The sequence below is a fragment of the Sphingobium sp. AS12 genome (assembly GCF_019097845.1).
In the GTDB taxonomy this organism is placed as follows: domain Bacteria; phylum Pseudomonadota; class Alphaproteobacteria; order Sphingomonadales; family Sphingomonadaceae; genus Sphingobium.
The window spans coordinates 11,958-32,600 of the sequence record NZ_JAHRGM010000027.1 but is presented as its reverse complement, the minus strand read 5'-3'; the positions used below and the strand labels follow the sequence as shown (position 1 = coordinate 32,600).

Below are 20,643 nucleotides of genomic sequence, written 5' to 3'. Positions count from 1 at the left end.
AGCGCTATGGGGGGGGCAAGGCCCGAAACCCACGCGGAACCGTCCGCTGGTGAAGGCTGCCCCGCCTTGGAGCTGATCACAATGGTGCCGGTACCCTTCGCGCTCTGGAGCCTCTGGCAGTCGACGACTTCTCGAAGCGGGTCATCCGTGGCGCGGCGCACGTGCTGGAGGATCGTGCCAATCCGCTTCGCCTCAACCTGCCCTCGCCAAGAGTACCGAAATTTGACCAATCGGCTCCCCGCCTCTGGCGAGGGGCCAACTTCACGACGCTAGGGACATTGCCGCCAGTACCAAGGCAGTTGCCGAATGACCGCAATCAGCAGAAGCAGGCGTTCGCGCCTAGCCTAATCGCTATTGCCCACCCAAGACTGCACCAACACCATCGTCCTTGGTTTTGTCCCTGAATTCCGGCATCGTCTTTGAGAGGTAGGTCTCGATTGTCCGCGACGACAAAGGTCGCTGCGTTGCCCGATCGACGATCGACAATCCGAGGGGAGGATGGGAAGCTGGCTGGAAGTAATAGATTCACAGACGTGGTAATAGCGGCGCTCATAACGGCGGCGGCAACGGCGCCGATCGCCGGCGGCGTCGCTTACTTTAATCACAGCGAGGCGCTGATTCGGCTCCAGAACGAGAGGATCCAGCAGGCCGATGCGGTAGTGCTAGCACGCGAACGCCTCGCCAGCGAAAGGCGACAGGCCCTCTGCGCCGGTGCCCTTGGATATCTGGAGGACGAGACGCCGAACGCTAAGCTGACGCCCGCGGAGGCACAAGTGCTTCTTTCCGACATGCGTCGTACCGCATCCGCCTGTGCGGTGCCCGCCGCGGATGAGGCGCAGGCAGCCATCGCAGGGGAAGACCGGAAATGAGCAATTCCGTTATCTTTGTATGGGCGCTGGCTATCTACGCGATCGCCGTCTTCGCCGCCGTGTTCGCTCTGCTGCGGACGCGTCGCGAGAACGAGCGACTTCAAGAACGCATCCGTAATCTGGAGGCGAGGTTGCGAGCGCGGCCCGACTACGCGGAGGACGACGCGCCGTTGAGCAGATCGCATGGCGTCGTCGATGAGTGAGACCCTAGTTGCTGGCCTGTTGGGCGGTGGACTAGCCGCGTTGATCACGCTCGCCGGGGTCCTGATCACTAGCCGTTGGCGGTCCGCCGAGGAGAACGTGATCAAGCAACGCGAGAAGTGGCGCGATGCAGTCCGGTCACTGATAGCACAGGCGGTTAACGTGGACACGCCGGAGGACGCACGACGGATATGGGCTGAGCTCGCGCTCCGGATGAACCCCGAGGACGATTTGGACAAGGATGACGCCGAGCTGGTGGCGCTAATCAAGGGGCTTGAGGAGGAAGCCGGGCGAACGCCCGAGAGGTACGCCCGCATCGTGCACCTCGCTGCCCGGATTCTGAAGCACGACTGGACCAGGGCGAAGTGGGAGACCCAGGGTTGGTTCTGGGAGGGTGAGCCTGAGCAGACGCGAAGCATCGAGCCCCCGCTTGTGGATGTCCGCCAAAATCTTCTGGATCGATCTGCCGATGGGCTCCCCCGGCATGATTAGGCTTATCCGAGAGCACGAGCTCGCGGCCGAGTTCAAACGGCTGAAGGCTCGGCAACGCCGCGTCTCGCTCGCTGCCCCGTTCTGGGGCTTGGGCGCCGCTTCGATGCTCGGGCTTCGCCGTGGCCCGGAGATCCGGGTCCTGTGCAGGTTCGACTCACCCGCATGCAACCCGAAGGCCTTGCTGGAGCTCATCAAGGTGGGTGCGTTAATCCGGTCGCATCGCCGTCTCCACGCAAAGCTCTACATCACCGATGCTGCCGTTATCATCGGCTCATCGAATCCCTCAAGGTATGGGGTGACGCAAGAGGGCGACATCCTGGGCGGCACCGTCGAGGCGAACATCCTGACGGACGACTCCAGTGTGGTCGGCGAGACGCGCGATCTATTCCAGCGGCTTTGGGACGATCAAATTGAGACCACGCAGGTTTCGAGTCGCATGGTCGAACAGGAGATCCGTCGGCGCGAACTCGACCCGCCCGCGATCACGCCTAGGACTCTCACCGCGCGAAGTCTTATTTCCGCCTGTCGCGAGGCACCCGAGCTTTTCGGAAAAGTCTTCGTAGTGGCATATAACACCGGTTTAGGAGATGGCGGGAAGGCGGCGCTGAAACAACTGCAATCCCAGTCTGGCGCTTCTGACGAGGAACTGGGAATTGCCGACTTTCGAAACGCATGGGGCTACCAGTTCGAAAATGCGCCACTTGCTGGCTCATGGCTGGTCGACCTTAGCTGCAAGGGGAAGTCGCCGCGTGTGTGGGGCGCCTCGCGCGTCCCCCTACCGGCATTGCGGCTTCGCGTCCGGGGGGAGAACGATGTCACGCCGACCATTCGCGGCATCGTGAGCGTCCCCGGTGCGGTAGGGGATTTCCGCATGTCCACGCAGGACAAGGAAGACATCTTGTCGGTTGCGCAACGCCTGTTGCGCGACGGCGAAGACTTCGTGGCGCTGCCACGGGTCGTGGAGATGATCGACAAGGCGAAGCGCGCGGTTGATGGGTCTTCTCGGGACGGGGCGCGCGCGGCCAGCACTTGAGCGTCGGTTCGAAGGAGCTTGGCTCGTGAGTGAAGTTGGTCGCCTAATTATCGCTCGGCGCCCGGCCGCCTGCACAGCTTCGCCGATCCACACCATAGGGGCTTTGGAGAATTCATGGTCAACCTTGATACCCGCTTACGACGGGGAACCGCCCTCACTAAACTCGCTGACCTTCTTTCCATAAAGGGCTGGGAAGCACTGTGTCAGGACCTGAAGCTTCAAGGTGAGGAGGCGGACAGGAATAAGGTCCGCAAGAAGCCAGGCATACTCATCCCGAAGATTTCGCATGCCCAATTGCTGGACAGGGTGCTGAACGATCGTGGTCCGGCCATCTCCATGCTGAACGAGGTCATGGAGTTCCTCGAAGTCCACGGCAACGCCGCCCGCACGACAGGAACCATCGCCACGCTGCCAGGATTAGAAGATCTCAAACCGCAACACCGCAAGATCATGGGGGAATGGGACAGACATGCGCTGAAACGACTGGGGGGCAATAGGAAGCTCGAGGACATGTGGAAGGAGGCCTCCACCACGCTAGACGTTCTGCTTGAGGCATCCAGTACTTGCCGTCCAGGTAGCTGGAGACCGTCAAGGTACGGAGACTTCTACCAGCAGAGGCCTGACGAAATTACCTATCATGAAGATGTCGTGGAGCTGCTGCGAACACAGGTCGAGCTTATCAGGACTTCTCTGCCAGACACCGAAGATCCATTTATCGGCGGCATGACTGAAAAATGCAATGCGTTGAACATGGCCTGCGACGAGTTAACCGCGAATCATCATGCCGGATACGCATCGCTGAATGACTATGCGGAAGAGAAAGACAAGATCACGATTTTCGTCGAGCAGATGCGCATAACTGCGACCCTGCTGGCAAACCTCGACGGGATCGCCGCCTTGATCGAGCTTTCCGTATTCCGCAATTTGCCACAGCTCTTCGAGGTCTGGCTCCTGTGCTACATTCTGCGGACGCTCGAAGGCGCGGGATACGCAATCACCCTCGAAAATGTTGGGCTGGTTGATCGCCCCGACGTCTGGAACCTGAGATATACCGGCGCCAGCACTCCGGTGGCGAGAATAGGATCGGACGCATGGGTCTTTTTCCAATATAAGGCAAAGATCGGATCGACGATGCCGGATTTTGCCATTTACGATAATAACACCGCGTCAGGATCGGCGATGATCGTGCTCGATGCTAAGTTTTCGGAGAAGAGCGCCTATACCGCCACAGATTACCAGGCAACGCTGACGAAGTACAATAACCTGTCACCGCACCGCTTCACCGTGGAATACATGGATCGTGCCGACATCACGTCTGAGAAGGGCATGATGTTCGGCGTGCGCCCTGGTATGCCCGCCCTCAAAGACCTGAAGCGTGTGCTGTTCGAGGCTCTTGTCACCCCGGCGAGGCCTGCCCTCGCGGTGATCGATTGCTCACAGAGCTTTGCCGACCGCTTGCCCCGGGCCCTTGCGACACTAAAGCTTTGGGCCGATGCTGGCCTACTGAAGGACGAATTCGTCCTTTTCGCGGGCAAATCCGAACTACACCAGCGGTTGGCAAGGCAGATAGAAACACACGCTATCAGGCTTGCATGCGATAACGGCACAAGCATGACACAGTTGAGAAGGCAGTTGTTAGGACTCCGCGAGCAGGCCGGAAATCTGGATGTTCTGCTTGTTTCAGATGGCGAGTTCGAAGATGGCAGTCTCGACGGCCTGCGGGCGGTAACGAACAGACTGTGGACTTTCGATATCCCATAGTCCGTTTCACCAGTGATAATGAGGACAGCCACCAATAGCGACTATCAGCAGTATCCTCGAACAATGGATTATGCCAGTCGCCATGTGACCTCCGCGGGCGGCAGCTTCCGGGATCAACAATTGGTCCGTCAAATAGCCGAAACGGGTGCGTAGCTGGCTGGCGGCTCGAATGCGTGCAAATGGCGGGTTTCAGCGTGAGCGGCCGTTCTGGCATGAGACTCGAAATGGCAAGACTTTGTCGACAGCCGCCACGCGATGCTCGGGTTGAACGCGGAATCATGTTGGGAATGTAATGCCCCAGAACGTCTTCATTGGTCCCAGCTAAAGACATAAAATCGTTCGAATTCTGGACGCTATCGGACCTGCATGGACAACCATGGACGAAGGGGCAGAAGAGCTTTCTGGGGCACCGCCTAGGCGCTTGATTTCTCAATTAATTCATGGACTTGAGTAATCGCCGTAGCCATCATTAGCACGATTTGGACTCGTGGAAAAGGCTGGACGACGATGGACGGTCCAGCCCGACCTGCATTCAATGCACCGGGAGCGCGCAACATCTTCACCAGTCGCCTTGCTCGGGTCGTGAAAATATCTTGCCATGTGCCGGATTTCGTTCCCTATATGTATCTATGCGCGACGAGAAGAGCTACGCAAAATGGGTGCGTGGTGAGAATGGGCATCTCACCAAGCGTTATCACGCCATCGACCCTGCGGAGCATGCCGTCGTTTGTACCTGTGGGCGCGACGACTGCCATCGCGCGCGCCTTTTGCCTCTTCGCGAGCATATCGCCGAACTTTATCGCGTGATCCGGGACATTCATGAGGAGGAAATTGCGGTTTGTGACCCCTCTCGATGGGAGAGCGTGCTCTACGGTTTACGGATGGCGGCGAGCATTGACGACGTCGAGGCGGACACTGGGTATGTCGAAGACCCGATGGTGTTCGCCCTCTGCGAGCCGACAATCGACTATGAATATGGGCAGAGTGAAATGGCATCCAAGTATGTCGCTGCCGCAACCATATTCAATTTTCTGTGGCAAGCCTACGAAGCCACGGTTTCAGAGACAGCATCAGACGAGCTGAAGAGGCTAATTAAAGAGCAACGATTTGGCGAAAGAGGGCGCCGGTTGCTCGAGTCGAGGCCCGAACTCAGTCAACGGTTCCGTGGAGTTAGCGACCTAGTTAAGCTCGCCTTAACTCATTGCCGTATGGGCGAGCTCATGACGGAACGCTGCGAACGCATTGAGCAGAAGTATGGCAGCAGCACGCTTGTCGCCGCTGCCGAGCTAGCGCGAGAGTTCCGCAACTTTCTTTTTCACGGCGGCGATGAGTCTCCTGGCCATGAAGATTGGGTCGACGTGGCTAAGTCACGTTGCCGAATTTACCGTTTCTATTCGGTGTCGGTCCTTATCCTATATCTCATTCAAGCGATGGCGTGGATCGACCACGAAAGTGACGATGAGCGTACCGAATATGGCTCAGAAGACGAGGCTCTGACGCCTCGCGAAATATTCGAACGGTTGCAATTCAAAGGGCCAGGCATCTGGCCTCCTCTTAAAGGCGAAATGCCTGCTACCGCTGCCTGCTAATATTGCCTGCGGGCTGGATCAGGGTGACAAAACCGGCGCGAGATTACGTCCGAGATCGGCTCCGGTCGGCATGACAATCGTTTGTCCAAGCTGATCGAGACGGTCTTGACTGTAGTGCTGGGACAATTGGTCGGCGATCTGCCGCCGCGACCGGAGAAGGGCCCCGAGGTTGCGACCATGGGTTTCGGCCGCAAAGTCGAAGTCTCCATTTACAAGACAAAGATAGACGAAGCTGGCGCCGTCCTTCAGGCGACTGACGCCAAGGGCATCGAGGTAGCGGAGATGTTTGTCGGTTTGCGGAAGGCTCGCAAACTTCGAGAATTCACGAAGCAGCTCGTCACCAGACATTCGCGATTGAGACTTTGCCTGAACATAGAGCACCATTGATCGCAGCGGGCCGCCACGTATCAGACCGATGAGATCGATGCCTTCATCACGCGCGCCATCCGTAATGAAAATAGGATCGCAGCCCAAGGCGCGCAGATAGCAAGCGCACGGAAGCAGAAATGCGCGGTTGAGGTGATCAGCAATCCATCCAGCCGCTTTGAAATGTGTCTCGGGAATAGGAACGTGGCCGGTCAGCTCTTCGTAGCGGTCATGCCGCCATGTGATGATCGTTTTCTCGTTGTCGACCTGAAATCCGAGAGGTGGCGCTAGGCCGTGAGCAAACCAGCGATTGACATGGTCGCTGACCTTGCGTTCGACCAGAGCGTATTGCTCGGCAGACAACTCCGACGCCAGATTCTCCTCAACTCCCCGGGTGCGGAGGAAGCGCGCAAAATCGACCTCCAGCTGAAACGCTGGTTCGGCATCGACCGATGCCACTGAGATCGCAAGATGTTCGTGAATATATGCCCTCACGGCCTTCTTGGCATCGCCGAGAGCACCGTAACGGACATCACTCATCCAGCTGCTTCCGCGCCATGTCCAAACGCTTGTCGATTTCGCTGCTCAGCCGTTCGAGCTCGGCGATGAAATCCTTAGTATCATCAAAAATCGCAGACTGGGGAAGATCACCAACAAGCGTGCGCGCACGCTCGACCGCTTTACGCCAATCCTGCGGTTTAGTTTCACTTGTTGCGCGGCCATATGCCTCGGAAATACCTGTTTCGTGGTTCTCAAATTCCGTAATCAGCGAGTTCTTTTGATTCTCGATGAGATACGCGAGTTCCTTGATTTGCTTGGGGTTGTGAATACGTCGGGCTTTGTCCTCATGCTCGTCGTCAGGCGAGACCCACGAGTAGAATCGTTTGATGCGATCCTCATTGGTGAATTTCCGCTGCTCCTCATCCCATCCGAGCCACTCGCGCAGGGTGGTGTTGCGATAGGCCTCTTCAAATAGCGAGAAATAATCATTGCGCGCCTTGCCGCCGAACTCATCGTCCGCTCGCATCTGCTCAAGCGCCTTGTAGGTCCGGTAAAGTCGCCCGACAGCTTGTGGGGACAGGCCAAATTGCTGGCCGGCTGCCCGGAAGGTCTTGCCCTCATCGTCAATCTGTTTGGCAACGAGCTTTGCGCGCTGCGCCGGCTCCCAATCGCGGATACCGCTGATATGACGAATTCCCTGAAGCATCCAAGAAATGTCATCGGTGCCGGAGCCCTTGTAGATTAAGACCTCGATAGCCGTAGTTTCCTCGAGCAGGCGAGCGAGGTAATCATCGTCGATCCCTTCCTCAGCAATTGTTTCTTCCTTGATCGCGGTGCGCAGCTTCGTCAGCGAACGGAACCGGCGATTGCCTTCGACAACCACATATTTTCCGTCATGCCCCTCGATCGAGCGCACCACGATTCGATCAAGCAGCAGGAAGCCGTTGCGCAATATGCTGTTGAACAAATCGTCGATGCCATGGCGGTCGATGTTGGTTCGCGCGGTCGCCTGCACCTTTTCGTCGGGGATGCGTCGATCGGGAATTTCGCGCGTATTCTGTTCTGACCAAAAGCGAGGGTTATTAGGATCGAGGAAAATGTCGTCTACCGACACCTTCCTAACTTCGAGCTCCGACATGTACATTTGCGTCTCCCCATGCCGATTCTCGACACCACCCAACTAGCGGGCCTCAGCCTGCACGAGCAACCTAGATCTATCGATATTGACGCTTACCACGCGCCGGCTGAAGCCGACGCTCAGGGGTAGCCTAAGCGGCGTGGCAGAATGGGACTGACTGAGGCGTCTTGCAGAGCAATGTTGGCAATCAGCTCAGGCTTCGGATGCGCGCGGCCACGACCTCCCAGTTAGGTTCTTCGGTCATGTGGCACCAGGAGAAGCGAAGCGCGCCATCGATGCGATCGTCGGACAGGCCCATAGCTACAAGAACATGGCTGGGATCATAGCTCGCTGAGGTGCAGGCGGAGCCATTTGACAAAGCGACTAGGTCTTTGAGCACGAGTATTACGGCCTCGGAGTCTAGGCCAGGAAAGCTGATGTTTAAGGTTGATGCCAAACCATTATCGGACGAACCGTTGATCATCGCGCCAAGAGGCTCGAAGGCATGGAGCAGATGCTGGCGAATTTCGCTGCATCGCGCGACGCGGGCGTCTGCATCACGCGACGCAGCCGCGCATGCCGCGCCAAATGCGGCGACCAGGGCGACCGGCAAGGTTCCCGGACGAAGGCCCCGTTCTTGCCCGCCGCCATAGGTCAGTGGAGCAAGCGGAACCTTGGTCTCTCCGCGTCGAACGATCAGTGCGCCGACACCCTTAGGCGCGTATAGTTTGTGGCCCGACACGCTGATCATATGAATCTTGGGATCGGTCAGCGGCCCCCGCAGCTTGCCGAAACTCTGGGCAGCATCGACATGGAAGAGTGCGTTTGTACCGACTAGACCGCTGGTGATCGCCTCAATCGGCTGCAACGCTCCAGTTTCGTTATTGGCGTGCATAACGGACACTAAAAGGGTGTCAGGCCGAACCGCCGTCAGCACGTCGTCGGCGCTCACGCGCCCGTCGGTGCTGGGCGCGACAATCGTCGCCTCGAAGCCGGCGGCTACCAGCGCCTGGACGGGTTCGAGCACTGCCTTATGCTCGATCGCGGTGGTGACGATATGGCGCCTGCCAGTCCTTTCGCCATGCGCGCGAAGTCCCAGGATGGCGAGGTTGTTGGCTTCGGTCGCGCCACTCGTGAAGATCACTTCGTCAGCGCGAGCGCCAGCAAGCTCAGCGATCTGCGCGCGCGCGGACTGCACAGCTCGCTTAGCCTGAACGCCGAATTCGTGGGTACGACTACCCGCATTGCCATACTCTAGATCTGTAAAGCGCAGCAGTGCGGTTCTCGCGTCGAGGTCGATCGGTGCAGTCGCAGCGCAATCAAAATATGATGTCATTTGCCAAACAAAGTATGTTTCCTGTTTGACAAACAGTGCCACAATCGCGAGTGTAGGTCCAGAGGGAGCGCACGTCGATACTTTCATGGTAGCAGGATTCGAATATGCCTTTCCGGCAATCCGAGGCGTCCAGGCCAGCCGCGAATTTTACGTGTCGATGTGCCCGCTCCGGCTCCTGCCGAAACTGTTTCTCTTCAACGAAGACGAGATGGTACCTGAGCTGCGCGCTCAACGCCAGTTGAACAAAGCGCGGCTGCCGGAAATGGCGCGCTACGTTCTCGAAAACCCCGACGATTACGTATTTTCCGCGATCACAGCGTCTGTCGACGCCGATGTTAAGTTTGAGCCTTTCGGCGATGATCCGGAATCGCGAAAGATGGGCGTGCTGCGGATCCCGATGTCAGCGCGATTCGTTTTGAATGATGGTCAACACCGTCGCGCGGCGATCGAGATGGCGATGCGCGAGAACCCGTCGATCGGCGACGAGAGCATCGCGGTCGTATTCTTCCTCGATCAGGGCTTAGCTCGCTGCCAGCAGATGTTCGCTGACCTCAATCGCTATGCGATCCGACCGGCGCGATCCCTTGGCGTGTTATACGACCACCGCGATGACAAGGCGCTGCTTGCTAAGCTGGTTGTCTCGCGCGCGCCGGTGTTTCGCGACGTCGTTGAAATGGAGCGCACCACGCTCGCACCACGATCACGCCGGCTGTTCACGCTGAGCGCAATCTACACCGCTACCGCCGCGCTGCTGCAGAATGTCGAGCTCGAAGAGGCAGAAGAGCGCGCCAAGCTCGCGGCGGAATTCTGGGGAGCGGTCGGCGCACAGCTGCCGCAATGGGCGCAGGTCCAGCAGGCCAAAATCACCGCCGGCGATGTGCGCGAGGATTTTCTGCACAGCCACGGCGTCGTGCTCCAGGCGCTTGGTCGAGTCGGGAATAGCCTGCTCCACCATCAGCCCAAGGATTGGAAGAAGCAGCTGAAGAAGATTGAGACAATCGACTGGCGGCGAAACAATGCCAGCTTGTGGGAGGGCCGCGCAATGATCGGCGGGCGCGTATCGAAGGCGCAGCAGAACGTCCTGCTCACTACCAACGCCATCAAGAACCATTTGGGCATCAATCTCACCGCGGAAGAAACCCGTGCCGAGGAAGCCCATCAACTAGGAGAACGCCGCGATGGCTGAACAGCCGCGGCGCAAAAGCGCCTTTAACGAACTCGGTTTCGAGGCGACTATCGCCGCGCTGATCGATGAGATTCAGACCATGTACCGCGCCGACGGCATCCCTTGGGTGGTCGGCTACAGCGGCGGCAAGGACAGCTCTGCGGTACTGCAGCTGATCTGGATGGCGATGGTCGCGCTGCCCGCGGACGAGCGTATCAAGCCAGTTTATGCGATCAGCACCGACACGCTGGTTGAAAATCCGATCGTCGCGACTTGGGTGCAGAACTCTCTCGACAAGATGGGCGATGCCGCTAAGGCTGCTGGCATTCCACTGACGCCGCACCGGCTGACACCGGAAGTGCGTAACAGTTTCTGGGTCAACCTCATCGGCCGCGGCTATCCCGCACCGCGTCCGCGGTTTCGATGGTGCACCGAGCGGCTCAAGATTAACCCGTCAAACAAATTTATCGGCGAAGTCGTGCGCGCCAATGGCGAGGCGATCATCGTGCTTGGAACGCGCAAGGCGGAAAGCGCGGCGCGCAACCATGTGATGACTCGGCTCGAGGGCAAGCAGGTGCGAGCGAAGCTGTCGCCCAACACCACCTTGCCCAACGCCTATGTCTATAGCCCGATCGCCGACTGGTCGAATGATGATGTGTGGACTTTCCTCATGCAGCGTCGCAATCCCTGGGGTCACAACAACAAGGATTTGCTGACGCTATATCAAGGCGCCTCGGCCGATGGCGAATGTCCGTTGGTGATCGATTCGACCACCCCGAGCTGCGGCGACAGCCGTTTCGGCTGCTGGGTTTGCACGTTGGTCGACCAGGACCGGTCGATGCAGGCCATGATCCAGAACGACACCGACAAGGAGTGGATGCAGCCGCTGCTCGATCTGCGCAACGCGCTGGATGTGCCCGACGACCGGCCGCTTCGCGATTTCCGGCGGATGAGCGGGCATGTCCAACTGTTTAACGACCAGCTGGTGCCGGGACCCTATACGCAAGCGGCGCGACAGAAATGGCTTGAGGACCTGCTCGCCGCACAGCTGCATGTGCAGATCCATGGCCCTGAGGAAATGGCTGGTCTCCAACTAATCACGCTCCCGGAACTTGAGGAAATCCGCCGGATCTGGGTAGTAGAGAAGCATGAAATCGAAGATAGTCTACCCAAGCTCTATGAGCGAATAATGGACAAGCCGTATCCGGGTGGGCGGCTCGACGACGGCATGAGCTTCAATGCCGAGGATATCGAGCTCTTGAAGGAAATCAGCGGCGACACCCTCCACTTCGAGCTCACGCGGCAATTGCTCTCAATCGAGCGCAAGCACCGCGTGATGGCCCGCCGCGCTGGCGTGTTCGGCGAGCTCGAACGTGCCATTGAGCGCGGATTCTATGAGGATGAGGCTGACGCAACTGATCGCGCACGCACGCGCCAACAAGCAAAACAGGACGCAGCTAATCAGGCGGCGGACATCGCGTGATTATCGATCAGCTCACTTTGCATGATTTTGGCCAGTATGGTGGCCGGGTGGTCGTCGATCTGACACCGCCTTCGCCGGAGCAGCCGATCATCTTGTTTGGTGGCCTCAACGGCGCGGGCAAGACCACTTTACTCGACGCAATTCAGCTGTGCCTGTATGGCCAGCTTGCTCGACCGTCCCGGCGCGAGGGCATGAGCTACGAGCAATATCTCGAGGGCTCGATCCACCGGGGTAACGGCGCGACGAGCGCAATGATCGAACTGCGCTTTCGCCACATGTCGCATGGCGAGGAGCAAATTTATCACGTCAAGCGTAGCTGGCGGCGCACGCCCAAGACCTGCAAGGATCAGCTTGAGGTGATCCGCAATCATCGCTTCGACGCGATGGCGACCGACCATTGGGCTGAACAGGTGGAGGAGTTCCTGCCTTCCCGCATAGCCCACCTGTTCCTGTTCGATGGCGAGCAGATCGAGGCCTATGCCGACCCGCGCAGCTCGGCGGGACTAATCGAAACCGCGGTTTACAATTTGCTGGGGCTCGACCTCGTCGAGAAGCTCGGCTCAGACCTGTCGGTGATCGAACGCCGACGGCGTATGGAAGTGCGGCCGCAGGAAGAGCAGGACCAACTCAAAGTGCTCGAGCTACGGCGTGAGGAATTGCGCGAGCGCATCGACATCGTCCATGCTGCGCATGCCAAGCGTGAAGCCGACCTCACTCGCATGCAAGATTTGCGAGCCCGACTAGAGGAGCGCTTTCGAAAAGAGGGCGGCCATCTCTATGAACGGCGAGGCGAACTCGAACGGACACTCTCGACCGCCGAAGCGCATTTTCGTTCGACTGAGCGTACGCTGCGCGACGCCGCCGCTGGGGCGTCGCCACTTTTGCTGGTGGGGCCATTGCTGCAACGGACCGCCCAACAAAGCCGCATGGAGACTGCTTCGGCGCAAGCGCTCGCGACCGATCAATTGCTGTCGAAGCGTGACGCCGAGATCATTGAAACGATTACTAAACAGAAACCGAGCTCATCTGTACTCAAAGCGTTGTCGGATTTTCTCCGCGAAGACCGTGCCAGTCGCCGCAATGCAGTCGAATTGCCGCGTCTGGGCATGAGCGATGTTGGTCGCGATCGTCTGCGCGAGCTGACCGAAGCAGAACTGAACACCGCGCGTGCAATGCTCCCGTCGCTGCTGGATGACCAGCACAGGGCGTGGATCGCGCTCGAGGATGCGCGCAACCAGGTCGCAGCGGTGCCGACCGCCGAAGCGTTGACTGCATTGTCATCTGAGCGCGATGATTTGATCACCCGCGCGGCGGTTCTGCAGACGGAGCAAAAGGCCGAAGGCGAGCAGCTCGACCGGTTGCGACGCGACCTTGAGCGCGCCCAAGCCGAAATTTCGCGCTTCACCGCCGATGACAAGGAAGCTCAGCTCGCGCAGGACGACCGCGCCCGCGTGCTGTTGCATGTGAGCAAGGTGCGCGAGACGCTCGACAAGTTTCGCGATGCGGTAATCCGCCGCCATCTGGCGCGTATCGAGGCGCTCGTTCTTGACAGCTTCCAGCAACTGCTGCGTAAAAAGACGCTAGTCGCCAGCCTGCGGATCGACCCGGAAACTTTCCATTTAGCGCTGACGGGCCGCGACGGTAACCCCTTGCCGCCCGATCGCTTATCGGCAGGCGAACGTCAGCTACTCGCGACTTCGGTTCTTTGGGGCCTGGCGCGCGCATCGGGCCGGCCGCTGCCCACGGTGATCGACACGCCGCTTGGCCGGCTAGACAGCTCGCATCGCCGACGCCTGGTCACCCATTATTTTCCGCTGGCCAGCCATCAGGTGATCTTGCTGTCGACCGACGAGGAAATCGCCGGCGGTTATTTCGAAGCGCTTAAGCCATTCGTCGGCCGCGCATACCATCTACAGTTCGATGAAGAACGCGGGACGACCAGTGTTGAGCCCGGCTATTTCAGCGAAGTGAACGCCACTAGCGAGTCTATACATGTCAGTTAGGTCGATCCGCTTTTCACAGACAGCACGAGATCAACTCGCTCGTCTGAAGCGACATACCGGAATCGAACATATGAATGTTCTGGCGCGCTGGGCGCTTTGCACTTCGCTCGCCGAGGCGATCCCTCCCCCGCCTGCGAAGATCCCGGCCGATAGCAATCTCGAAATGACGTGGGATGTGTTCGGGGGCCGCTACGCCGATATCCTGCTTGCCCTGGTCAAGCAGCGTTGCTTCGAAGACGGTCTGGGCGATGATGATGAGCTGATCGGCCAGCAGCTGCGCCTTCATGTCCATCGCGGGCTGTCCTACCTCGCCGGTGATCGCAAGCTTCGCAGCATTGCCGACCTGATCCACCGGGCTGACCGCGCAGCCTGAGCGATGGAGGTCGCCCGCGACCGCACTGCTCTCAGCCGTCAAGCGCTTTCACGTCCATGGCGTCTGGCGATTGCAGATGGCCTCGTCCGGGAGGATGCAAGCCTTTTCGATTATGGTTGTGGAAAAGGTGATGATCTTCGGTTGCTCATGGCACAAGGCCTGGTCGCCAATGGCTGGGATCCCAATCACCGGCCCGACACTGAGCTACGCCCTTCCGCGGTAGTAAATCTCGGCTATGTCATTAATGTCATCGAAGCCCCGGCCGAGCGTGCGGAGACGCTGCAATCCGCCTGGAAACTTGCCGGCCGACTGCTGATCGTTGCGGCGCGGATGACCGGGGAAGAGCGTGACCTCGCGCAGCGCACGCGGCTCGCCGACGGCATCCTAACCAGCCGGAACACCTTCCAGAAATTCTATGAGCAGCAGGAGCTCAAACACTGGATTGAGAAGGTGCTGGGCGCTGAGGCAATCGCTGCAGGTCCCGGAATTTTCTATGTCTTTCGCGATGCTGATGCTGGTGAAGCCTATCGCAGCGCTAAGACGCGCCGACGGATTGCGGCGCCATCGCTCACTCTGTCGGAACAGCGCTGCCGCGAGCATCCCGCCTTGGTCGATGGGCTGATCCGCTTCTATACCGAGCGCGCGCGGCTGCCCGAGCCCGACGAGCTCGCCGAAAGCGAAGTGATCGCCAGGGTGTTCGGAAGCATCAAACGCGCCTTTCAGGCAATCCTGCGGACCAATGCGGAGGTCGATTGGGGTCAGATCATCGCAGCCCGGCGCGAGGATCTGCTCCTTTATCTGGCGCTCAGTCGATTTGAGCGCGGGATGCGCTGGTCCAAACTAAGCGAACCGCTCCGGCGCGATGTACGTGCATTGTTTGGCACCTATGCCGCCGCACAGCGTCAGGCCGAGGCGCTGCTGTTGCAGCTCGGCCAGCCCGGCGCGGTCGATGCAGCGGTCAGCGCGGCCACGGTCGGCAAGACGACGCCGACAGCGATTTATGTCCACCTCTCGGCGCTCGAACAATTGCCGCTCTTGCTGCGCGCCTTTGCCGGCTGCGGGCATGGCTATTTAGGGGCGGTCGAAGGCGCGACGCTGATCAAAATCTACCGGCGTGAGCCGAAATTATCTTACCTCGCCTATCCCGATTTCGACCGCGACCCGCACCCCGCACTCGACTTCTCATTTAACATCGACCTGCGGGAGCTGCGCCTCAAGCGGCGCTGGTTCAAAGGCCAACCGAATCCGCCTGTGCTTCACCGCAAAGAGTGTTTTGTGGCGGAAGGCTATCCGCGCCGCGCCACGTTCGCCCGGCTAACCAAGGCTGAGGAAGCAGCGGGATTACTCGAGGCTACCGACCGGATCGGGCTGCGGCGTGGATGGGAGGCCGTGCTCAACGAGAACGGTTTCACGCTCGCAGGCCACCGGCTGATTCGCGTTCCTCAAACCGGGGTGAGTGCGTCGCCGACTAAGGCGACATAATCGCGTAGAAACTCCTCGATCGAATAGGGTTTGGTGTCGCGCTTCTGCGAAAGATATTCAAAGCCGCCACTGGCATAGGCGTTCATCCGCTTCATGCCGTGCTCTGTCAGATGGTTGTTGCCGTTGCTTGCATCGACAATGTCTTTGAACAGCCCGCGGACCGAGGATTTTTCGGTGACGTCGATGCCCTTATATTTCATTTCTGCTATCACCAGCAGGCCGATCAACAGAGTGCTCGCCGACTTATAATCGTCGATGAAATAGTCGATAAACTCCTTCGAACCCGCTCCGGTGATGTGAGTTTCGCTAGACCGACCGCTGGCGAAGCCTGCCATCAAGCAGAAATAGTAGAGATCGAATTTCGAGCGGATGTGCTGGGTTTTCTCGATCTCCGAGAGCCAGGCTTCAGCGTCAGTGCGTAGTCGGAACATCGCCATTGATCAGGCCTCCTGCTCGTCTTTGAGGCCGAAGCTCATGAAATAGTCGCGGTCCTCGACCAAGACCGCGCTGTCAGTCTGGACGACGCCGGTGGCAGGCAAGCCGGGAAGCAACCGCGCGGTGCCCTCGGTCTTGCGGAACATCGTCAGATATTTGACCGTCCCGGCAGCCTTTTCTAGCGGCAAGACGAAGCCCGGCCGCTCGGTATTGATCGTGAAGCCCACAAATTGCGTGCACAGCGAGGGGATAAGTGCTGCGATATTCTCGCGGACGTCGCCATCGATCGGGTTGGCCGGGCTATCGACGACCAAGGGGAAGTTGTTGTTGCCGCGGTTGAGCACGCTCATCAGGAAAGTGTAGCCGACCGACAAGGTTTGCCCGACGCTCGCGCCCTCCTGGTCGGCCAGTCTCAGGGAGCGATCGATCTTCGAGATTTCGAGCGGATCGTTGATCAGAATGCCCTTGATGCGCTGATTGGCCTCGACCACGAGCTCGTCGCGAATTTGGCCGCGCGCAATGGCGGCGGCGCGGGCCAGGATGTCCTTGAGAATGTCGGTCTGCTTCCGCAGCGTGACGGTCTCGGTGATCTCGGCGATCTTCGCGCTCACTTCCTTGAGCTTGCGCTCGATGAGCTTGAGCGAGAAGATCGTCTTGTCGTCGGGATGACCTTCGCTTGCGATTGAATCGATCACCGCCCGAAATTCCGCATGCTTGCCCTTGTGCTCGTCGAGCGCAGCTTCCCAAGCCTTCAGCTGCTCGTCGCCTTCATCGATGAGCTGCTGTTTCAAGGTACGGACAAGCTGTTCAGCCTTGTGCTGGGCACGGCGAGCGACACCGAGGGCACGTAGCTGCACCGCAAGCTTTTCGTTGGGCGCGTCCTCACCCTGGCTTGCGGTGAACTTGTCGATATCTGATTTGAGCGCATTGATCGTGCCGGACTCATCGGCATCAAGATAGCGCTTGGAGCGGATGATGATTTCGTGCCGCGCCCCCGGCGTCATGTCGCGCCCGCAAATGCATTCTGATTCGTTGATCAGCTCTTCGAAGAACTGCGCCGATGTATTCTCAGGTAGCCGCAGCAGATCGAGATTTTCCTTCAGCTCAACGAGCGAAGAGCCGAACGCGGCATTCATCGCCAGCGGCATGCGGATTGCAGTCATCGCGGCACTGGTGGCAGCCAACAGATCGCGCTCCGCTTCGCCCAACGCAGTGAGCGCAGACGCGTGCTCGGCCTGTGTGGATTTCATGCTAGCGAGGCGCTGGTTGATCTTCGCTTCTAGGTCGGCAATCTCCTTAGCGTGGATGCCGATCTCGCGCGAAGCATGCGAGTCCATCTTCTGCAGTTCGTCGCGACGCTTGGTTAGCGTCATTTGCTCGTTGAGATAGCGCTGCAGGCCGCTGTCGGTTTTTGGCCCGCTGTCTTTCGAGCGCCGGTCCCATTCCTCCTCGGCAAACTGCGACACTTCACCCAAAAGATAAAGCTGGCAGAGCGCATCAATTGCGCGGTCCGCCTCGGCCTTTTTGGGATCGAACAGCTCATCCGCAAACTCGCCATCGAAGATGAAAAGGCGCAGGAATTCGGGAGAGAGAAACTGGTGAACTTCGGGCGAGGGTGCCCAGCCTGTGACGATGCCGCCGCTGCCGACATTGGTGGTGCGGTAGCGCGCGGTCCCATTCTCGAAGTCGAGTGTGAGCTCGAAGGTCAGCGGCCTGCCGTTGACGAGCAGCTTGACGATGAACTGGCCTTCGGCTCGCGTGTCGAGCCGGCGCCGAAGGCGCCGAACCTGGTCTGGCGTCCAGCTGGCGGCTTCATTGCTGAGCGTCGCCTTGATCAGCTCAAGGGTGGTCGTCTTGCCGGTGCCGTTGGGCATCTGGATGAGCGCGACCTTGGCGGGCTCGCCATTACCGTCGAGCAAATCGATTTCGATGTCGGGGGTGCGCAGGCCGCGGCTGGACCAGCCGGCAAGATCAATCCGCATTGCCGGCCCCCGGCAGCAAGACCGCTTGGCGCACAGCATCATAGAATTGGCCGCGCGCGTCCCGGCTCAGTTCGCTGTCGCTCATATGGGTCAGCCAGGCAAGCAGGCGATTGGCGACCGCGTCGGGTTGCCCGGCCTCATTGGCCGCAGCTTTGAGCGCGCCGGCAAGCGCGGGGTCAAGCGCCATCGTTAGGTTCCCTTCTGGTCATGGCAAGGTCGGTCAGCCAAGTGCTACGCTCTTGGTCGGCATTGAGAAAGGTGTCGCCGGGCGCGGCTGGGCGGACAAAGTCGATCACAAGCGCCCGCTTGCCGGGATCGTCCGGATCGGTCCGCAGCACCCGGCCAATCCGCTGGATCGTCTCAAGCTTGGCGCGCGCCGAAGCAAAGAGAACGACGGTCGACAGTGAGCGGATGTCGATACCCTGGCTGATGCGGTGGCAGGTGATCAGACTGTCAATCTCGCCATCGGCGAAGCTAACCAGATGAGCACGGTCATCATCGGCATAATAAGTCCGGTAACGATGCGTGTAGCGATCGATAATGGTTAGAATTTGCGCGCCATATTCCTTGGTTTCGACGAACAAGATCGCGCGGTTCAGCCATTCCGGATGATCGCGGAGATGATCGGCGAACACCGACGGCTTCATCTCGGCGGTTTTGTAGATCTTGGCGATTTCAGTCCACAATTCCTCGTCGCGCATGGGATTACCCTCATGCGCGCGCGCAGCCTTTTTGGCATAGACGGCCGACAAACGATCGCGGTCGCCGTCGGTCAGGTCGTAGGGCAGCGGTAGATAGTCGAATTCGCTTAAGACCCCGCGCCGGATCGCCGCCTCGAGCGGAAACTCAAACAGGGTCGGTCCCAGCGCGGACTGGATGAAGGCGTTGCCAACGGCGTCATAGGCGCGGTCCGGCGTGGCGCTAAGGCCCAGTTTCCAGATGAACGCGTCATGCGCGGTGGCGAGATTGCGCACGAGCGACGGCGTGCCAAGGCCATGCACTTCGTCATGAACAATGAGCATTTTCGCCTTTGCCTTGTCAGGCAGCCGCGAGAGGATCTTGTGGAGCTGCTCGCGTGAGACGACGAGAAGCGCATGATCCGGGTCGAGCGCGAATTCGCCGAGTTCATGATGGCGTTCGAAATGCTTGTAGACCAGCCAGGACGGCTTTTGCCGCAGAGCCCAGCCATCGAGCTCGGCGGCCCATTGGTCTAGCAGGTCGGTACCATCCATGGTGACAATCGCGCTGTCGATCTGTCCCTCGGCAATGAGCCGGTCGAGGATCTTGATCGCGGTGCGGGTTTTGCCCGTGCCGGTCGCCATTTCGAGAATCCCGGCGTGCGCTGCCATGAAAGCCGCCACCGCGTCATCCTGGTGCCGCCAACGTGGATCCGGCGCGCTCGGTGCCGCTTTGTCGGTCGGCGACAGTTGATCGCGCAGACGCCGCGGCGCTCGTGCACGCAACCTGTCCAACACCTCACCTTTGGGCGCGAGCACACTTAGGCCTTCCGCGAGTCCGTCCCAGGCTTCCTCAAACTGCTCGCATTTGACTGCCACACGCTCTGTCTCTCCCGCGAGCCAGCTTCGATAGACATCGATCGACTCATAGTTGCGGCGATGCCCACCGAGTGTTTCATTGGCCGATCCGGTAAAGGCGACCGTTCGGTTCTCAGGAAAGTCGAAAATGCCGATCTTCTCATGAAAGATGCCGGGATCGTCGACGTGTTCGGCAAACGCGAAGCGCAGCTCAAGCCGCTCGTTGGCGACCAGCCAGGCCAAAATCTGGGCACGTAGGCCGATATCCGACGGAGTTTCGATCAGCGCGACAATTGCTTCGAGCACTTTCTCGACGACCATGGCGCGATAGGCGTCGCGCTGTGTTGCAGACCCTAGACCGCGCAGCGTATCGCGGTCCTGTTCGGACAGTTCTGGCGACGCGATCAGCTGAATCTTGAGGCAATCCTCGAGCGCAAGCCGGGGCAATGCGTCGGTCCAGCTCAGCAATGCTGATGTCGAGAAATAGCCGACCGCACGCCGATAACGGCTCGCCTCGCGCATGCACGGTTGAAAGAATGCCGAGGACAGATCGTCACGGCCACTGCGATAGTGGCCCTTGAGCTGGTCGATTGTGCTCATGATGCCCGGTTAGCCTCGCTCATTCGTCGAGCAGCCATTCGGCGGTCGCGTCCCGGCGGGCAACTTCTGCGGTGCGGCGATGTTCGCGCATCAGGCGGGCGAACAAATCGTCGTCCTCCTCGTCTTCAGCAGCGCTCACCGTCTCAATGGTATGAGCGGAGGCTTCGCCAAACAGAGCGGCGATGCGATCCGGAGTTGCCCAGCCAAGCACGGACAGTCCTGCTGCCATAGCCTCGGACCGCAATGTCTGGCCCAGCGTACTCTCCCAATCCAGGTTGCCGGTTTGCATGCGCAGCTGCGCAAGGTCGTCAGCCAGAACT

At 59.3% G+C, this 20,643-nt stretch carries 18 protein-coding genes; 11 read left to right on the top strand and 7 right to left on the bottom strand.

Features of this window, described 5'->3' with window-relative positions; genetic code table 11:
- The first annotated feature begins 437 nt into the window (after positions 1-437).
- The 6 genes from KRZ98_RS12265 (at position 438) to KRZ98_RS12240 (ending at position 5,945) form a co-directional block, all read left to right on the top strand.
- The gene (locus tag KRZ98_RS12265; RefSeq protein WP_217673810.1) at positions 438-869 is read left to right on the top strand and encodes a hypothetical protein; all 432 of its coding nucleotides are present in this window, start codon (positions 438-440) and stop codon (positions 867-869) included.
- Entirely contained in the window at positions 866-1,072 is a 207-nt protein-coding gene (locus KRZ98_RS12260) for a hypothetical protein (protein ID WP_217673809.1), read from the top strand. Before KRZ98_RS12265 ends, KRZ98_RS12260 begins: the two co-directional genes overlap by 4 nt.
- A complete protein-coding gene (locus KRZ98_RS12255; RefSeq protein ID WP_217673808.1) occupies positions 1,065-1,562 on the top strand; it encodes a hypothetical protein in 498 nt (165 codons plus the stop codon). The genes KRZ98_RS12260 and KRZ98_RS12255 overlap by 8 nt, the downstream gene beginning before the upstream one ends.
- Positions 1,507-2,595, top strand: coding sequence for a phospholipase D-like domain-containing protein (locus tag KRZ98_RS12250; protein WP_217673807.1), 1,089 nt, complete (start codon positions 1,507-1,509; stop codon positions 2,593-2,595). Before KRZ98_RS12255 ends, KRZ98_RS12250 begins: the two co-directional genes overlap by 56 nt.
- Before the next feature lie 114 nt (positions 2,596-2,709).
- Positions 2,710-4,356, top strand: a complete 1,647-nt coding sequence (locus KRZ98_RS12245; protein WP_217673806.1) for a hypothetical protein — start codon at positions 2,710-2,712, stop codon at positions 4,354-4,356.
- A gap of 629 nt (positions 4,357-4,985) precedes the next feature.
- Positions 4,986-5,945: a hypothetical protein gene (locus KRZ98_RS12240; RefSeq protein ID WP_217673805.1), complete on the top strand. Its 960-nt coding sequence runs from the start codon at positions 4,986-4,988 to the stop codon at positions 5,943-5,945.
- 18 nt (positions 5,946-5,963) lie between these two features.
- Here the strand turns inward: KRZ98_RS12240 and KRZ98_RS12235 are convergent, their stop codons facing one another.
- The 3 genes from KRZ98_RS12235 to KRZ98_RS12225 all read right to left on the bottom strand — a co-directional run bounded on the left by KRZ98_RS12235 (position 5,964) and on the right by KRZ98_RS12225 (position 9,307).
- Positions 5,964-6,851 carry a restriction endonuclease gene (locus KRZ98_RS12235; protein WP_217673804.1) on the bottom strand — a complete coding sequence of 296 codons (888 nt, stop codon included), beginning with the start codon at positions 6,849-6,851 and terminating at the stop codon, positions 5,964-5,966.
- A complete protein-coding gene (locus tag KRZ98_RS12230) occupies positions 6,844-7,956 on the bottom strand; it encodes a ParB N-terminal domain-containing protein (protein ID WP_217673803.1) in 1,113 nt (370 codons plus the stop codon). The genes KRZ98_RS12235 and KRZ98_RS12230 overlap by 8 nt, the downstream gene beginning before the upstream one ends.
- A 181-nt stretch (positions 7,957-8,137) precedes the next feature.
- Positions 8,138-9,307, bottom strand: coding sequence for an aminotransferase class V-fold PLP-dependent enzyme (locus KRZ98_RS12225; protein ID WP_217673802.1), 1,170 nt, complete (start codon positions 9,305-9,307; stop codon positions 8,138-8,140).
- A gap of 43 nt (positions 9,308-9,350) precedes the next feature.
- Here KRZ98_RS12225 and dndB point away from each other — a divergent pair, with 43 nt between their 5' ends.
- The 5 genes from dndB to KRZ98_RS12200 are packed head-to-tail and all read left to right on the top strand — an operon-like array spanning position 9,351 to position 15,771.
- Positions 9,351-10,451 carry a DNA sulfur modification protein DndB gene (gene dndB / locus KRZ98_RS12220; RefSeq protein WP_217673801.1) on the top strand — a complete coding sequence of 367 codons (1,101 nt, stop codon included), beginning with the start codon at positions 9,351-9,353 and terminating at the stop codon, positions 10,449-10,451.
- The gene (gene dndC, locus KRZ98_RS12215; protein ID WP_217673800.1) at positions 10,444-11,913 is read left to right on the top strand and encodes a DNA phosphorothioation system sulfurtransferase DndC; all 1,470 of its coding nucleotides are present in this window, start codon (positions 10,444-10,446) and stop codon (positions 11,911-11,913) included. Before dndB ends, dndC begins: the two co-directional genes overlap by 8 nt.
- The gene (gene dndD / locus KRZ98_RS12210) at positions 11,910-13,916 is read left to right on the top strand and encodes a DNA sulfur modification protein DndD (protein ID WP_217673799.1); all 2,007 of its coding nucleotides are present in this window, start codon (positions 11,910-11,912) and stop codon (positions 13,914-13,916) included. Before dndC ends, dndD begins: the two co-directional genes overlap by 4 nt.
- Positions 13,906-14,289: a DNA sulfur modification protein DndE gene (dndE, locus tag KRZ98_RS12205; protein WP_217673798.1), complete on the top strand. Its 384-nt coding sequence runs from the start codon at positions 13,906-13,908 to the stop codon at positions 14,287-14,289. The genes dndD and dndE overlap by 11 nt, the downstream gene beginning before the upstream one ends.
- Positions 14,290-14,292: 3 nt before the next feature.
- Positions 14,293-15,771, top strand: a complete 1,479-nt coding sequence (locus tag KRZ98_RS12200; protein WP_217673797.1) for a DNA phosphorothioation-associated putative methyltransferase — start codon at positions 14,293-14,295, stop codon at positions 15,769-15,771.
- Here KRZ98_RS12200 and KRZ98_RS12195 read toward each other — a convergent pair.
- The 4 genes from KRZ98_RS12195 to KRZ98_RS12180 are packed head-to-tail and all read right to left on the bottom strand — an operon-like array spanning position 15,732 to position 20,323.
- Positions 15,732-16,208: a hypothetical protein gene (locus KRZ98_RS12195; protein ID WP_217673796.1), complete on the bottom strand. Its 477-nt coding sequence runs from the start codon at positions 16,206-16,208 to the stop codon at positions 15,732-15,734. The two genes, KRZ98_RS12200 and KRZ98_RS12195, sit on opposite strands and share 40 nt — an antisense overlap.
- A 3-nt stretch (positions 16,209-16,211) precedes the next feature.
- Positions 16,212-18,188, bottom strand: a complete 1,977-nt coding sequence (locus tag KRZ98_RS12190) for a hypothetical protein (protein ID WP_217673795.1) — start codon at positions 18,186-18,188, stop codon at positions 16,212-16,214.
- On the bottom strand, positions 18,178-18,375 hold the full coding sequence (locus KRZ98_RS12185; RefSeq protein ID WP_217673794.1) for a CxC ATPase DNA modification system associated small protein: 198 nt from the start codon (positions 18,373-18,375) through the stop codon (positions 18,178-18,180). The genes KRZ98_RS12190 and KRZ98_RS12185 overlap by 11 nt, the downstream gene beginning before the upstream one ends.
- The gene (locus tag KRZ98_RS12180; RefSeq protein WP_217673793.1) at positions 18,365-20,323 is read right to left on the bottom strand and encodes a DEAD/DEAH box helicase family protein; all 1,959 of its coding nucleotides are present in this window, start codon (positions 20,321-20,323) and stop codon (positions 18,365-18,367) included. Before KRZ98_RS12180 ends, KRZ98_RS12185 begins: the two co-directional genes overlap by 11 nt.
- Positions 20,324-20,643 lie beyond the last annotated feature (320 nt).